General features: G+C 45.2%; 8 protein-coding genes. 2 read left to right on the forward strand and 6 right to left on the reverse strand.

What is annotated here, in order from left to right; genetic code table 11:
* Nucleotides 1-10 precede the first annotated feature (10 nt).
* Complete coding sequence (locus CPIN_RS02200) at nucleotides 11-1,381, reverse strand: aldehyde dehydrogenase (protein ID WP_012788123.1); 1,371 nt, start codon at nucleotides 1,379-1,381, stop codon at nucleotides 11-13.
* Nucleotides 1,382-1,864: 483 nt separating this feature from the next.
* Here CPIN_RS02200 and gatB point away from each other — a divergent pair, with 483 nt between their 5' ends.
* Both gatB and CPIN_RS02210 read left to right on the forward strand, forming a co-directional pair.
* Complete coding sequence (gene gatB, locus CPIN_RS02205; protein ID WP_012788125.1) at nucleotides 1,865-3,319, forward strand: Asp-tRNA(Asn)/Glu-tRNA(Gln) amidotransferase subunit GatB; 1,455 nt, start codon at nucleotides 1,865-1,867, stop codon at nucleotides 3,317-3,319.
* A 17-nt stretch (nucleotides 3,320-3,336) separates the two neighbouring features.
* Nucleotides 3,337-4,482, forward strand: a complete 1,146-nt coding sequence (locus CPIN_RS02210) for a TlpA disulfide reductase family protein (protein ID WP_012788126.1) — start codon at nucleotides 3,337-3,339, stop codon at nucleotides 4,480-4,482.
* Between the two features lie 73 nt (nucleotides 4,483-4,555).
* On the opposite strand, the gene CPIN_RS02215 is transcribed toward CPIN_RS02210, so the two are convergent.
* The 5 genes from CPIN_RS02215 to CPIN_RS02235 form a co-directional block, all read right to left on the reverse strand.
* Nucleotides 4,556-5,965, reverse strand: a complete 1,410-nt coding sequence (locus tag CPIN_RS02215; protein WP_012788127.1) for a RagB/SusD family nutrient uptake outer membrane protein — start codon at nucleotides 5,963-5,965, stop codon at nucleotides 4,556-4,558.
* A 19-nt stretch (nucleotides 5,966-5,984) separates the two neighbouring features.
* On the reverse strand, nucleotides 5,985-9,005 hold the full coding sequence (locus CPIN_RS02220) for a SusC/RagA family TonB-linked outer membrane protein (RefSeq protein ID WP_012788128.1): 3,021 nt from the start codon (nucleotides 9,003-9,005) through the stop codon (nucleotides 5,985-5,987).
* A 512-nt stretch (nucleotides 9,006-9,517) separates the two neighbouring features.
* Entirely contained in the window at nucleotides 9,518-10,954 is a 1,437-nt protein-coding gene (locus CPIN_RS02225; protein ID WP_012788129.1) for a RagB/SusD family nutrient uptake outer membrane protein, read from the reverse strand.
* 18 nt (nucleotides 10,955-10,972) lie between these two features.
* Nucleotides 10,973-13,966, reverse strand: coding sequence for a SusC/RagA family TonB-linked outer membrane protein (locus tag CPIN_RS02230; protein ID WP_012788130.1), 2,994 nt, complete (start codon nucleotides 13,964-13,966; stop codon nucleotides 10,973-10,975).
* A 288-nt stretch (nucleotides 13,967-14,254) separates the two neighbouring features.
* Nucleotides 14,255-15,706, reverse strand: coding sequence for a SusD/RagB family nutrient-binding outer membrane lipoprotein (locus CPIN_RS02235; protein ID WP_044217680.1), 1,452 nt, complete (start codon nucleotides 15,704-15,706; stop codon nucleotides 14,255-14,257).
* Nucleotides 15,707-15,715 lie beyond the last annotated feature (9 nt).

A 15,715-nucleotide genomic window follows, 5' to 3' on the forward strand; every position in this document is an offset into this window, starting at 1 on the left:
TCCTTTTTTATTATTTCAGCAGTCTTTTTACCAGCCAGAGTTTATTTCTGAAAGGTGGATATTTCATAGCGATATCAATCCAGGTACCGGTTTTCATGATACTCTTAGGATGGGTAAAAGTATCGAAGCTGTACTTCCCGTGATACTGTCCCATACCACTATTACCCACCCCGCCGAATGGCAGTTCCGGATTGGTAAAATGCCCCAGTGTATTGTTAATACAGGCGCCTCCGAAACGTAACTGTTCTGTGATCAGTTTTTCGGTTGCTTTACTGCGGGTAAACAGATACAGCGACAATGGATATGGCTGCTGTCTGATTAACCGCATCGCTTCCTCAAGAGTTGTATAAGTAATTACCGGCAGAACAGGACCGAATATTTCCTCCTGCATCACCGGACTATCCCAGGATACATTATCCAATAGGGTAGGAGCCATAAACAGCTTACCTTCATCTGCCTTCCCTCCATGAACAACAGCTCCCTGTGTCATATATGTTTGTAATATTTTAAAACGCTTTTCATTAATGATCCGTGCGTAATCAGGGCTGTCAGCCGGCTGCTCTCCGAAGAACCGTACAATCGCTTTTTTCATAGCGGCGATCAGTTCATCTTTCACCTTTATATGCACGAGTATATAATCCGGCGCAATACAGGTTTGCCCTGCGTTCCAGAACTTCCCCCATACAATCCGCTTAGCCGCCACCCGGATATTAGTCTTTTCATCCACTATACAGGGCGATTTACCGCCCAATTCCAGCGTAACAGGTGTCAGGTGCGGAGTGGCCATTTCCATTATTTTACGCCCAATAGATGGTCCGCCGGTAAAGAATACATGATCAAAACGATGCCGCATCATATCCGGAATAACGGTACCGCCATCTCCTTCCAGGGTAGTAATATAAGCGGGATCAAAAGTTTCCTTTATTAATGCCGCGATGACGGCGGACGTGTGTGGTGTGAGTTCAGATGGTTTAACAATCGCGCAGTTGCCACCTGCAATAGCACCCACCAGCGGAGCCATAACCAGCTGAAAAGGATAATTCCAGGGAGCGATAATAAAAACGAGACCCAGTGGTACCCGGTGAATCCGGCTTTTACTGGGATACATCGAAAACGGGCTGCTGACTTTTTCCGGCCGCATCCATTCTCTCAGATGACTGAGCATATGCCGGATTTCGACATACAGGGTACCTATTTCGCTGCTATATGCCTCTACCGGGTGTTTATGCAGATCAGCCTGCAAAGCGGCCAGAATCTCCTTTTCCCGCCTTTTAACAGCCGATTTCAGCAACCGAAGCTGCTGCCTGCGAAATTTATATGACAGGGTTTTACCCGATTCAAAAAAAGCCTGTTGTACGTTATAGATCTCCTGGGTATTCATACACCCTGAAAGGTACTGAAACCCCAGCTGAAATGAGCAGCCAGACACATCAGTACAGCTACGACAAAATACAGGTTAAATGGTGGTGTATGCGGAAAATGCAGTAAATCCGGAGAAGGCGATCTGAAAAGATACAGCCCGGACAGCATATAGGTTAATGGAGGTCTGCAGAATACTTGTAATAGTAAAAAATAATTACTCGATTGTAAGGGAGTATCAAATGAGACAGAATATAGGTTGAATGGTTCTGTGATACAAGAATACTAAAATTTTGTTAAATTCCAATAATATTAACGGATTTCCCTGTTCCAACCGGTCATCCTTTTCATACCGGCAGATCTTCCGGCCATAAAAATTGCAGTTGACCCCTTGTCCGGTAACGCTTTAGCCATATTTTCATCATCCGGCTGCGGGCTACAGATCAATCTGTACTACCTTTCTACCCTTCATTGTATATATTTGTGCTAATAGCAGAAGATTATCATGAGCGCAGCCATCGATTCAGACAAATACGAAGTAGTCATCGGCCTTGAAGTACATGCCCAGCTACTGACAGAAAGTAAATTATTTTGTGGAGACAGTGCAGCTTTCGGAGGCGCTCCCAATACCCATATCAGCCCGATCACACTGGGCCATCCGGGTACTCTTCCAAAACTGAACCGTAAAGCGGTGGAATATGCCATCCGCCTCGGTCTGGCCTGCGGTAGCAGGATTGAGCGGGAAAATTACTTTGCCCGTAAAAACTATTTCTATCCGGACCTTCCGAAAGGCTACCAGATATCTCAGCATACGGCGCCTATCTGTGATGGCGGTATCGTTGCTATTCCCGTGGCCGGTGGTCAACGGGATATTCAGCTGAACCGTATTCACCTGGAAGAAGATGCCGGTAAGTCGATGCACGACCAGGATCCTTCATTCACTATGGTGGATTACAACCGTGCCGGGGTACCATTGGTAGAGATCGTGACCGAACCAGCGCTGCACAGCAGTGATGAAGTATATTCCTTCCTGACAACCCTCCGCAGACTGGTACGCTGGCTGGACGTTTGTGACGGTAACATGGAAGAAGGCAGTATGCGTTGCGACGCCAACATTTCCATCCGTCTGAAAGGAGAGACTAAACTGGGCACAAAAGTCGAAGTAAAAAACCTGAACTCTATCCGTAACGTAAAACGTGCGGTAGAGGGCGAAATAAAACGCCAGATCTCCATCGTGGAAGAAGGTGGCACCATCCTCCAGGAAACCAGGAGTTTTGACGCCGGTAATGGTACCTCTTTCTCCCTGCGTTCCAAAGAAGAAGCGAATGACTATCGCTACTTCCCTGAACCAGACCTGGCGCCTTTCCACCTGACTGAAGATTATCTCGATCAGTTGTTAAAAGCATTACCGGAGCTGCCGGAAGCAATGGTAGAGCGTTATGTCAGCCAGTACGGACTACCTGATTACGACGCACGTGTACTGTGTGATGATAAAGCAACTGCTGACTATTATGAGCAGGTAGTTGCTGTTATTCCCAAACATAAAGCAGTAGCCAACTGGCTCTTAGGTCCGGTAAAATCCACCCTGAACGAGCAAGGCGCTGCCATTAGTGATTTCGCACTGTCACCTGCTGCACTGGCAGGTCTGATACAACTGGTAGAAGATGGTAAAGTGAGCTTTTCCATAGCTTCTTCCCGTATCTTCCCTGAATTGCTGCTAAATACTACAGAAAAGCCGCTGGATATTGCAACAAGACTGAACCTCCTGCAGGATAACAATGCCGGCAGCATTGCGCCGATCATTGACGAAGTCCTGGCAAAATATCCGGATAAGGTAGCAGAATTCCGTAAGGGTAAAAAAGGGCTGATGGCACTCTTTGTCGGAGAAGTAATGAAACTCTCCAAAGGCAAGGCAGATCCTAAACTGACCAACCAATTACTTGCTGAAAAACTGAAATAATTATATAACTGAAGAATATGAAGAAACTTGCTTTATGGGCGGCAACCGGGTTATTCCTGGCCAGCTGTTCACAACAAACCGAGAAAGGCGATTTTACGATCAACGCACATATAGACAACGCTCCTTTAGGTACCATCTACCTGGAAGAGCTGACCACGGAAGAAGTGAAAATAGTGGATACTGCGGTTATCAAAGACGCCAGCGGAAAATTCACGCTGAAAGGAATGCTGCCTGAACAGGCATTATACCGTATCCGTTTCGGTGAAACAAACCGCCTGATTCCATTAGGTCTCGATGCTGGTACCATGAGCATCACTGGTGACTTCAATCACCTGGGCGAACTGAAGATCGAAAACTCTGAAGCGACCGTAGAAATTCAGCAGCTGCTCAACGAAGCCAGTGCTAAAGATCAGGCACTCTCTGCTGAAATGACGGCACTTGACAGTCTGCATCAGCTGAAAACACCGGATAGCGTACTGCAACCAAGAGTAGCCGCATTCCAGGCTAAACAGGAAGACTTCAAGAAATTCCTGGTAAAATCAGCTACAGAAACCAAATCTCCCGCTGTTGCCGCATTTGCTATGAGCATTGCTGGTCCGCAGGTACTGATGGAGGATCCTAAAACAGTGGAAGAAATTAAAAAGCATTTCCCTGAGAATACCCTCATCGTGAGCTTTGCCGATAAACTGAAACAGGGCGCACAACAGAACGAGGAAACAGGAGAAGAAGCCAATATGTCTACTGTAAAAATAGGCCAGGCTGCTCCTGACTTCACACTGCCTGATCCATCAGGAAAACCTGTCAGCCTCAGTTCTTTCAAAGGCAAATATGTACTCGTTGATTTCTGGGCCAGCTGGTGTAAACCATGCCGTATGGAAAACCCTAACGTTGTACTGGCTTACAATAAGTTCAAAGGAAAAAACTTTACCGTACTGGGCGTATCACTCGATAAAACAAAAGGTAAATGGGAAGAAGCAATTCAGGCAGATGGGCTGACATGGACACATGTAAGCGATCTGAAATTCTGGGATTCGCAGGTAGTGCCTTTATATGGCATTAATTCCATCCCTTCCAACATGTTGCTCGACCCACAGGGTAAAGTGCTCGCAATCGGCCTCAGAGGCCCTGCGCTGGAGTCTAAACTGCAGGAAGTATTACAGTAATATCAACTGACTATAAAATAAAAAGCGTCCGCCATCTGGCGAGACGCTTTTTTTATTTATTGGTCGACCACAATTATTTTTTATACCCCGGATTCTGTTCGATGTTCAGATTCACATCAATCTCACGTTGTGGTATCGGGAATATTGCGGTAGGAGAGGACGCCTCAATTGTACATCTCGGCGTATTCAGCTGAGCAGGATTGTTACAGGTTGTACGTACAATACTCAGCTTATTTCGCAGCAGGTCAAAGTAACGATGCCCTTCAAACATAAACTCAACACGTTTTTCTTTCAACACAGCTGTCAGTACATTGGCGTCAGGCACGTTTTCAAGTGCCGGCAAATTACGATGCGCACGGATCTCATTTACATCCGCCAGTGCCAGGGCATAACTGCCTGTCTTAGCATATGCTTCCGCTCGGATCAGGTACAACTCGGAAATACGCAGTACTTTAATGCTGTACAAACCGGATATCCCATCCTGACCGGTGAATTTATTATTCTGAAATTCAGCAGGGCTGCCACTGAATTCAGAAACAAATACATTTCTGGCATCATTCGCCTCCAATACATTCTTCAGATCCGGAGACACCCTGACATCACCATAACCAGGCTTCAGATAAATACGACCAAGGTTATCAGATCCCAAAGTCTCATTGCTGAGTATCCTGATCGTAAAGATATCTTCAGTAGTACCCGGCGTATTATAAAAGTTTGCCAGAGTATTTGCAGGCGCAATACTATAACCTGCATTAATTACTTCTGTAGCAGCAGTGATAGCAGCGGCATCTTCTCCTTTGTAGAGATGTACTCTTGCGAGTAATGCAGTTGCTGCATAAGAACTTGCGCTATAAGGCGTATTCCTGCTTTTAGGCAGCAAATCTTTAGCAGTGGTCAGATCTGCGATGATCTGTTTGTATACTTCATCTACGGTATTTCTTTTCGGTGAACCGACCTCAAATTTTGTAATTAATGGTACGCCCAGGGTACCGCCGCCACCAACTGCATAAGGCGTAGAAAACACACGCAGCAGGTCAAAATGCCCCAGTGCTCTTACAAACAATGCCTGACCAAGAGCGCTGTTCTTTTCTTCCGTTGTACCGTCTTCCAGCAGTGGTACACTATTGATGATATTATTCGCACGCAGGATCACGGCATATACCCTGTTCCAGACGCCTGTTACATCACCGTCAGCCACCACCCAGCTCAGACGCCAGCTCGAAAGGAAACGGTTACTGTTATTGAAAGAAAGGTATACGTTATCAGCAGCGATTTCCGGTATTACCAGGTAATTCCTGCCATAGTATTCAGTTACTTTCAGCCCTTCATACATACCGTTTACAGCAGCATTAACACCTTGTATTGTTTTCAGTGCATCTGCAGTCGGCAATTTATCTGCAGGATAAAGGTCCAGTTGTTTATTACAGCCTTGGTTGATAACAAGCAGCGCTGCCATTAATATCGGGAAAAATAATTGTTTCATAGCTTATAAGTTACCTGGATTAGAAGTTAATGTTTGCGCCAAAAGTGATGCTCTTTGAAGGTGGATATCTGAAGAATTCCATCGCACTGATATCCTGTTCAGGATCCCATCCGGTATAGCTGGTCCAGGTAGCAAGATTTGCCGCCTGTGCATAGAGTTTTACACTGGTGAATTTGGCAGCTCTGACCCATTTTGCAGGCAGACTATAACTCAGGCTGATATTTCTGAGACGCAGGAAAGATCCATCTTCCAGGTACCGTGTCGACAATGCGGAGTTGGCATTTTTATTTCCTCCTGGAATAGGTTTAGGTCTCTCTGCAATATCACCAGGTTTACGCCAGTAATTTTCAGCAGTCAGCTTATCATATCCGTATCCGAAGTAAGCACCATCAGCATCACCCAGTATTCTTGTTCTGTTAAGAATTTTGTTACCTGTTACAGCATAGAAGAATACAGAAACACCGATACCTTTGTATTCAAAAGTGTTGGTGAGTCCACCAGTGAATTTAGGCTGACTATTACCCACAATTCTTCTTTCTGCAAGGTTGATGTTGTTGGTTGTTTTTCCATCAGCAGTATACCACAAAGGATCACCATTTTCAGGATCTACACCGGCCCATTCATTCAGGTACCAGCTTTGTACAGGCTGACCTACTCTGTGCAGCTGTGTACTGTTTCCACCAGCCACATCACGGCCCATGAACAGCGATGTGATCTTATTCCTGTTCATACCGATATTGAGTTCTGTACGCCAGCTAAACCCACCTCTGTTATCAAAATTTTTAGTGGAGATCAATGCTTCAATACCCTTATTTTCTAATGAGCCGATGTTAGTCATCTGTGTAGTAAAACCACTGGTAGATGACACCGGTGTATTGAGCAGCAACCCATCTGTTTTACGTTTGTATACATCGATCGTTGCAGTGATAGCGCCTTTCAGTAAAGCGAGGTCCAGACCTATATTGAAAGACTTATTCTTTTCCCATGTCAGATCGACGTTACCAATCGTGTTAGGAGCATTACCAGGCGCACCGTTATATGAGGTGCCATAGTCATACAGTGCACGGGCTACGAAGTTGTCGATACTGCCAAAGTCCGCATTACCTGTCTGACCATAACTAACACGTAATTTCAGATCAGAAAACAGCTCCTGCGATTTCATAAATTCTTCTTCTATCAATCTCCACGAAGCACCTACTGAGAAGAAAGTACCATAGCGGGTATTCACCCCGAAACGTGAAGAACCATCTGTTCTGACACCAAGACTCAGGTTATATTTTTGTCTGAAGGAATAATTCAATTGTCCCATATAAGACAGGAACGTATACTCAGTAGCATTACCACCTACTGTTTGCGGAGTAGCAGTAATATCAAGTACTTTCAGCTGACTGCCGATAATACCAATACCTTCAGCACTGAATGATCTTGACTTAAAACGGTTGTATTCCGTCAGTGCAAGATAATCCAGCTGATGTTCTTCACCGATATTGAAATTACCGCTCAGAGAAAACTGATTGGTTACTGTAGAGACTTTTACATTCTGGTTGTATACACTTCCGCTTTTCAGCGGATCGGCGGCATTGTAGCCATCACCGGTAGTAGGATCATAGAACAGATTCGCTTCTGTATTCACCATATCAAGATTGACTCTCTCCTGTATTTTCAGCCAGTCGAATATGCGGTATGAAACCGTTGCACCACCAAGACCACGGAAGTTGGACAACTTCTTGTCATTTCTGTAAACAGAGTACAGGAAGTTATCTCCACTGGCAGCATTAAAATCAGATTCAAGACCAGTATACAGTGAACCGTCGGCTTTATAAGGGCTTTGAAAAGGAGAAACGAAATAAGCGCCCAACAGCGGACTGGAATAAAAGTTACCCCCCATTGCACTGCTGGCGTCGCCTTGTGAAAGGTTCAGGTTCATCGCAATATCCAGTCTGTCATTTACTTTCTGGGATACGTTTGAAATGACGGTATATCGTTTCAGACCGGAGTTGATCAGTGTTCCCTCCTGGTCATTATAACCTGCTGAAATGTACAATTTTGTTTTCTCGTTACCACCGGAAGCAGAGATACCATAATCCTGCATTTTAGCGGTACGGAAACCGGCGTCGCGCCAGTTAAAGCCTGTAGCCAGTAATGAAGCAGGAAACTCTTCATCAATTTCAGCCGGTGTAAAATCATTCAATGCCAGTACATCGCGATTATAGGCATAGCTTTCGGCAGGTGTCAGCAGTGAGGATTTACCAAAGCTTGGTTTTGCCGAACCATATTGTGCACGGGCGCCGAAAGTAGTAACACCTGCTTTTCCTTTTTTGGTATTAATAACGATCACGCCGTTGGCGCCTCTGGAACCGTACATCGCTGTAGCAGATGCATCTTTCAGGATATTGATGCTTTCAACATCGTTAGGGTTCAGGTTGGCCAGGAGGTCATTGGATTGCAGTGCAAGGTTGCCGGTATTGTTCACATCACGGCCATCCACGATGATTCCGTCGATTACATAAAGCGGCGCGGCGCTGGCACTGATGGAACCTACCCCACGGATGCGTACATTCTGTACGGAGCCCGGCTGACCAGAAGCACCGCCAACGAATACGCCGGCAGCTTGTCCCTGTAAAGCCTGGTTGATGTCAACGAGCGGGGTGTTTCCCAGCTTTTCCGCCGTGACTTCAGCGACCGCACTTACCTTTCTTACCCTGTTGGTATTTACATAGCCGGTGGCAATGTATTCGGTAAGTGTATTATCTGCCAGCAATGATACATTCACCGTATTACTGTTATCAGGTTTCACGGATTGTGAGGTGAACCCAACACTTGAAATAACCAATGTCTGTGTACCGGAAATATCGATGCTGAAATTTCCGCTTTGATCAGTTGCAGTTCCTTTGTTGGTCCCCTGGATCCTGACAGTAGCATAGGGTACGGCTGCGCCATCTTTTGAGTCAGTTACCTTGCCTTTAATCGTTCGTGTTTGGGCATACGCGGTCATCCCGCTGATGGCCACGAATAGCCATAGGAGTAAAGTGTGTTTCATAAGCGATTTTGATTGATAATAAACGTCCGGATATTTACTTCATAGTTAAAATTTAGGGTAATGAAATGCCACAGCCATTCCGTACAAAACAGATATGTTTGTACGGAAAGCTTACTGCCGACGGATCAACACAAAAAAGGGAATGTATGCTACATTTCAGGCAACAGTCATCAAGCCCCCAATGTCAGGCAGCAGCGTAAATCGGTAGTTAGTTTTTGATGTTCAATAGTACGTCTAAGTAATTCCTTTCTATACGGCAAAAGTTGGTGGGTCGGGTCTCTACAAGGAATTCAAATTCGAATATTAGATTTTGGTTCAGCGTTGTTCACAATAAGTCATCTACTGCAAGATATGAAATTCGGAGCAATTTATCTTGTTGATTTAGCAGAGATATTTTTGAAATAAAAAATGCCGCATCTGACGCTAACTTATTCCGGGCAATTATCTTATATAAAAAAAAGCGGCGTTAAATAACATGTATTTAACGCCGCTTTTTTATGTATTAACTGAGTTTAGTAGCCCGGATTCTGCTGTCCTTTTAACGCCGGACTCACATCGATCTCACGTTGAGGAATAGGCAGTATCACTCTTTCAGCGCCTGCTTTTTTCTCAGGATCATTATCACGTAATGCAAGTCCTCTTCTCAGCAAGTCCATTCTGCGATGTCCTTCAAAACAGAGTTCTTTTCTTCTTTCATTCAGGATGGCTGTAACAAAAGCATCGGTGCTGGTAAAGGTATTGATATCCCATTCTGCCAGTCCGGCACGTCTTCTCAATGCATTCATCAGATTGATGGATTCCTGGTTCACGCCATTCAGAGATGCCAGTGCTTCCGCTCTGTTGAGGTACATTTCGGTGACTCTGATGAGAGGAGCGTTGTCTTTGAAAGTACCAATATTCGGGAACTTTAAAGTAAAACGCTTTTTCTCACTGTTTGCCGCATTTCCTTCATCACTTGCAAGAAAACGTTTGTCGGTCGGCTCTGCTGAAAATGCAGTGATCAGAGAAGGGGCAAACGGACAAGCACCTATTGCGGCTGTATTTGCTGCAGGGCGATAGTAATATGCCCAACCCTGTGTAGTACTGGGAGGATCTATGTCTGTATTCTGAATAGAGAATACATCTTCCATGGTGTTTCCATCATAGAAGCCATAATCTCCTGCTAATTTGTAGTAAGGTGATTTCAGTACGCTATCCGCATACTGTGCAGCTTTATCCCATTGCTCACGGTACAGGTATAATCGGGATAACAAGGCAAATGCAGCACCTTTAGTCGCCCTGCCTCTTGCCAGTGCAGGGTCACTGAATGTTGCTGCGGAAAGATCAGGAATAGCTTCCAGCAGATCTTTTTCTATCTGGGCATGTGCTGCATTTACGGTTCCTCTCTCGGGGTAGGTGATGGTGCCGTTAAAGGCAGCAGTCACCATCGGAATTCCGGGACGAGTACCCTGTTCTACCTGATAAGGTTGAGAAAACAGGTTCAGCAACTGAAAATACAGGATAGATCTCATGAATTTTCCTTCTGCCACATACATTTTGCGGTCGGCTGCTGAAAAGGTCGGATCCTGTACCAATGGTACTTTCTCCACGACCATATTCGCACCCATGATCGCATCATAGTGTATACGCCACATTTCACTGATAATGGAGCTGGCTGGCGTCGCTGTAAAAGTATTGATCTCACTAAGACCGGCAACGGATCCATAATAATTGGCATTATCTGCCATATAATCGGCTATAATCTGAGGTTGAGCCCCAAATACCTCCGGACGTTGAGAGCGGCTGTATACGCCGTATAATGCGCTTAAAGAGGTAGCTCCGGACGTAAACACATCGTCTGAAGGGATAGCCTGCTCAGGATCCTGCTGAAGATCCTTACTGCAGGAAAACATGCTGGTACAGGTAACACCCGCCAGCAGCCATATCCATATCTTATTTTTCCGGTTCATGTTGGCTGTTTTCATTTTTTAAAATACCATGTTTGCACCTACAGTGATCGATTTAGGCTGAGGCAGAGAATAGTATCCTTCTCCGGCTACCTGTGCATTGGTACCATACTGGGATACTTCAGGATCAGCTCCACGGAAGTTTTTATCCTTTACTGTCCAGAGGTTTTGCCCCATTACATACAAGCGGGCGCCACTCAATACGCGTGTACTGCTCAACAGATTAGCTGGTACATTGTAACCCAGGCTAAGCGTTTTCAAACGCAGGAAGGAGCCATTGAAAAGCTGCGCAGTGGACAACTGTGAGAAGCTGTTTCCATTTTTCCATGATGTACTGGTTGCTGCTGGTGCAAACGCCTGATCACCTGGTTTCTGCCAGTAATTCAGCAGATCCTTACTCAGGTTGGTTGCTGTACTTTTATTCACGTTATCAAGCTCCTTAAATTCATTCAGCAATACTTTATTGCCATAAGAGAAGTAGAAATTTACATTCAGATCAAACTGTTTATAACGGACAGTATTGTTAAATCCACCGGTCCATTTTGGCAAAGCACTACCTGCAACGATCTGGTCCTTGGCAGTAGGTGTACTGGTAGTTTTTCCGTCTTTTGTATACCACTCAGGGTCACCTGTTTCAGGATTGATCCCTTTATATTTAACCAGGTAAAAAGTGTTCAGTGTATAGCCCTCTACTACGCGCTGGTTATTATTAGAACTGAGGATATAATGCCTGCCTTCATCATCTCTGTTATCAGGCGGTAATGATAATACCTTGTTCTTTAACAGTCCCATATTTAAGGAAGTGGTCCACTGCAGATCTCTTGTTTTTACAGGTATGCCTGTTATCTGCAGATCGATGCCGCTGTTACGCATTTCACCTGCGTTTTTAGTGGCAAAACCAAAACCTGTAGTAGATGGAACAACTACGTATAACAGCAGATTCTCTGAATGCTTCCGATAATAATCAAATGACAACTGAAGTCTGTTATCCAGCACATTCACTGCAAGTCCCAGGTCCAGCTGACGACTTTCTTCCCAGCTGAGTTTGGGATTTTTTATCTGTGTAGGTCTCAGGCCAGATTGTCCTGCATAGTTAGCGTCAACTCCGGCAGTATACAGTCCCATATAGTCATAATACCCAATACGGTCATTACCAGTTACGCCATAGCTTGCAGTAAGCTTCATATAATCAATGAAACCAAGCTTACGGATAAATTGCTCTTCTGACATAATCCAGCCTCCGGATACTGCCCAGAAATTACCATAACGGTTATTGCCATCGAAGCGGGAAGAACCGTCGCGACGGAAGCTACCTTCAAACAGGTATTTGTCTTTGAAGCGGTAGTTACCACGGAAGATATAGGATTCCAAGCCCCAGGCTTTCCCGGTGGCAGAACCCGTATTCGTTGCAGCAGATCCGACGTTCAGCAATTGGTCGCTGGTAAAGCCGGTACCTGTTACCTTGATATCATCATATCTGGCAGTTTCATAACTATATGCTGCCAATAAGGAGACCTGGTGTACTTCAGCGAAGCGTTTATCAAAATTGATACTGTTGGTAGTCAGCCATTTATAATCCTGCCAGATGGTACGTCCTGCTGTACCGGTACCTCCCAGTTTAGAAGATCTGCGAAAACGTTCTTCTGTTTCCAGCAGGTCCATGCCCCAGTCAGTTTTCAACCATAAATAGTCAGTGATATTTAGTTTGGCATAAGCATTACCGGTATTACGCCGCGTGTAATACTTGTTTGTGCTCAGGTAAACACTCGCCAATGTATTGCTTGCAGGAAGAAAATACTCTCCGTCATCCGTATAAGCAAGCGTAGTAGGCGTATTCAGCAAACCCCTGGTATAAGGCGCCTGTGAACCACTTTCAATATTTATACGGTCCATATTCGTATAGGCCGTACTGAAGTTTACTCCCAGTGCTAAATATTTATTTGCTGTATGCTCCAGGTTAACCCTGCCGGACAGTTTCTGCAGGTTGTTTCCTATTACAAAACTTTCATCTTTTGCATAATTTCCACCTAAGTAGAAACGGGTCTTTTCGTTACCCCCACTTGCTGATAATGCATAATTACTGTTGCGGCCAGTCCTGCTCACCAATGATGGCCAGTCAGTAAACGACGCCGGGGCCGTAATCGGAGTAGCACCTATCGCTTTGGTAACATAATTATTATAGAAATTAACATATTCGTCACCGTTCATGACATCTATCTTACCGCTAGGGTTTACCCAGCCGGTAGCATAATCAAGCTTTACCTGAGTTTTGTTCCTGTAGCCTCCTTTTTTGGTCAGTATCAATATCACTCCATTAGAACCCCTTGAACCATAAATTGCGGCAGCCGCAGCATCTTTCAGTACGGTAATAGATTCAATATCATCAGGATTCATTTCCAGCAATGGATTCAGCGAAGCGCCACCACCATAGGCTGTATTATATGAACCGTCATTCAGGGGTACACCATCTATAATGAATAATGGCTGTGTACCAGCGGTAATAGAAGCAGTTCCTCTTACGCGGAGTAATGAAGCATTGCCCAGCAGACCGGAAGAATTGGTCATGCTGACACCCGCCACCTGTCCTTGCAGCAGTTGCTGGGGAGTAACAGCCGGTACATTGGCAAAATCAGCTGCTTTCACTACTGATAAGGCTTCTGTGGTATACTGCTGGGATTGTTCTCCATATCCGACTACGACTACTTCTGATAGTTTGGAAGATACAGGCTCCAGTTTTACATCGAGCCGGGTCATATCCGGTCCGACTTTTACCTGTCGGGACAGATACCCGACCATAGAAAATTGCAGTTCGGGTGTTCCCCCGATGCTCATAGTATAAGATCCATCAGGATTTGTGGCAAGGCGATAGGTAGAGCCCTTCAGATGGATAGTAACACCGGGCAGAGGCGTGCCGCTGCTGTCGGCAGTAACAGTGCCTGTAAGTGTTCTCATCTGCGCGAATGCTGGCAGCACAGATATTAATGAAAACAGATACAGGAATACTCCTTTTTTCATCAAACAGATTTTTAATTAATGCAGGAAGTCAGGCATTGTGATATATAGTACCAAGATTGAGAATCGCATTTGTGGTGAAATGCGATGATTTGTCCCCCGTGTCTTTTATTATTTTGATCTTCACACAGTCAAAAAAGCAACACAAGATATAAAAATTCTTACAAAGATGTAGGGATATGTGGTTTAACAACTAATTGCCAGACTGGCACATACTGATCTGAGTAGGCATAAAAAAAGGGGCTCGTTTCACAACGAGCCCCTTTCTGGTATATACATATACGTTATTGCTTACTTGTCCCACCAAACTTTATCGGTAACAACTTTTGCACCCGGGAAGTTAGGGTTCCTGGTCAGCTCAGTGTTAGGATAAAGGAAACGTGCAGGGAATTGACCAGCAGGCAGAGAAGACTCAACTGAACGAACGAAGAAGTCAGGATAACCTGTACGACGCCATTCAGACCATGCTTCAAAGCCCTGGTTACCGTTCATAGCAAAGTATTTCTGGGTGATGATCGCTTTCAGCTGAGCAGCCAGTCCGCTAGCAGGGAATGCAGCAACAGCAGTAGTGATATAAGCACCTGGAGTTACATTGTAAGCTTCGAAGCTCGCAGTGATACCATCTTCAAACAGGCCTCTTGCATCGCCAGCCAGCCAGCCACGTGCAGCAGCTTCAGCCTGCAGGAAATAGCTTTCAGCAGCAGACATGAACTTAACCGGAGCCAGTGCAGAAGCAGCACTTCTTGGAGCAGCACCTGTGTTAGGTGATGGCAGAGACAGCGGATAAGCTGCGGATGGAGGTGTATTAAAGCTACCCTGAGGAATAGGATTAACGGTAGTAGTACCGGCAGCATTCTGGTAGAAAGCTAGTAAGCGTGGATCGCTCAGCGCTTTCATTTGATTAACAGCAGTTTCGCTGGCAACCAGGTTCTGGGTACGACCCAGACCAACCATTTCAGCATACAGTGGGTTCTGATTACCACCAGTTGATGTGTAGTTGATTGCTGCGTCTTCTGTCAGGAATGTAGCGCCAGCCAGCGTAGCAATACCTGCCTGTGCTTTAGTTGGGTTTACTTCAGACAGACGGAGGTATGCACGGAGCTTCAGGGTATTACCGAAAGCTTCCCATTTGTCCATGTCTCCCTGGAAAATCATGTCTTCATCACCAGGTATATATTCAGAACTTGCATCAATCAGAGAGATACCTCTGTTGATCAGTGCAAAAATGCTATCATATACTGATTCCTGAGAATCGTAGTGAGGATTCAGGTTCAGTTGTTCGCCCTGTAATGCTTCTCTATTTGGAATATCTCCGAAAGCATCTGTCAGCATCTGCAGCTCATATGCTTTTAAGATCATTGCAGCAGCAGCGTACTGTTTAACCGGCTCAGCATTCGCCTGATTAATAATCAGCTGCAGGTCTTCCATACCATCTGCATATAATAATTGCCATGGTCTGTCAAAATTTGAACCCTGTAACAGGAACTGATCGACGCTCTTGTATTGTGAAGAGCTTCTGTTCTGCGTCCAGTACTGGCTCCACATGCTACCATATACCTGATAGGTGTTACCGAGCACAATACCAACCGCCGCCTGCGCAGAAGGCAGTATCAGAGAAGGTAAAGCTTCTGTAGTCTGGTTCGGGTTATCGTTAACGTCCAGGAAGTCGCTACATCCTGCTAAGGTGATAGACAACGCAGTTAATACGCCTGCAGTCGCCTTAAATATATGTTTCTTCATCATTGTTTTTAC

This window comes from Chitinophaga pinensis DSM 2588 (genome assembly GCF_000024005.1).
GTDB classification, from domain to species: domain Bacteria; phylum Bacteroidota; class Bacteroidia; order Chitinophagales; family Chitinophagaceae; genus Chitinophaga; species Chitinophaga pinensis.

Coding starts and splice junctions, on each gene's coding strand:
- CPIN_RS02200 (WP_012788123.1), bottom strand. CDS start 1,381: ATGAATACCCAGGAGATCTATAACGTACAACAGGCTTTTTTTGAATCG.
- gatB (WP_012788125.1), top strand. CDS start 1,865: ATGAGCGCAGCCATCGATTCAGACAAATACGAAGTAGTCATCGGCCTT.
- CPIN_RS02210 (WP_012788126.1), top strand. CDS start 3,337: ATGAAGAAACTTGCTTTATGGGCGGCAACCGGGTTATTCCTGGCCAGC.
- CPIN_RS02215 (WP_012788127.1), bottom strand. CDS start 5,965: ATGAAACAATTATTTTTCCCGATATTAATGGCAGCGCTGCTTGTTATC.
- CPIN_RS02220 (WP_012788128.1), bottom strand. CDS start 9,005: ATGAAACACACTTTACTCCTATGGCTATTCGTGGCCATCAGCGGGATG.
- CPIN_RS02225 (WP_012788129.1), bottom strand. CDS start 10,954: ATGAACCGGAAAAATAAGATATGGATATGGCTGCTGGCGGGTGTTACC.
- CPIN_RS02230 (WP_012788130.1), bottom strand. CDS start 13,966: ATGAAAAAAGGAGTATTCCTGTATCTGTTTTCATTAATATCTGTGCTG.
- CPIN_RS02235 (WP_044217680.1), bottom strand. CDS start 15,706: ATGATGAAGAAACATATATTTAAGGCGACTGCAGGCGTATTAACTGCG.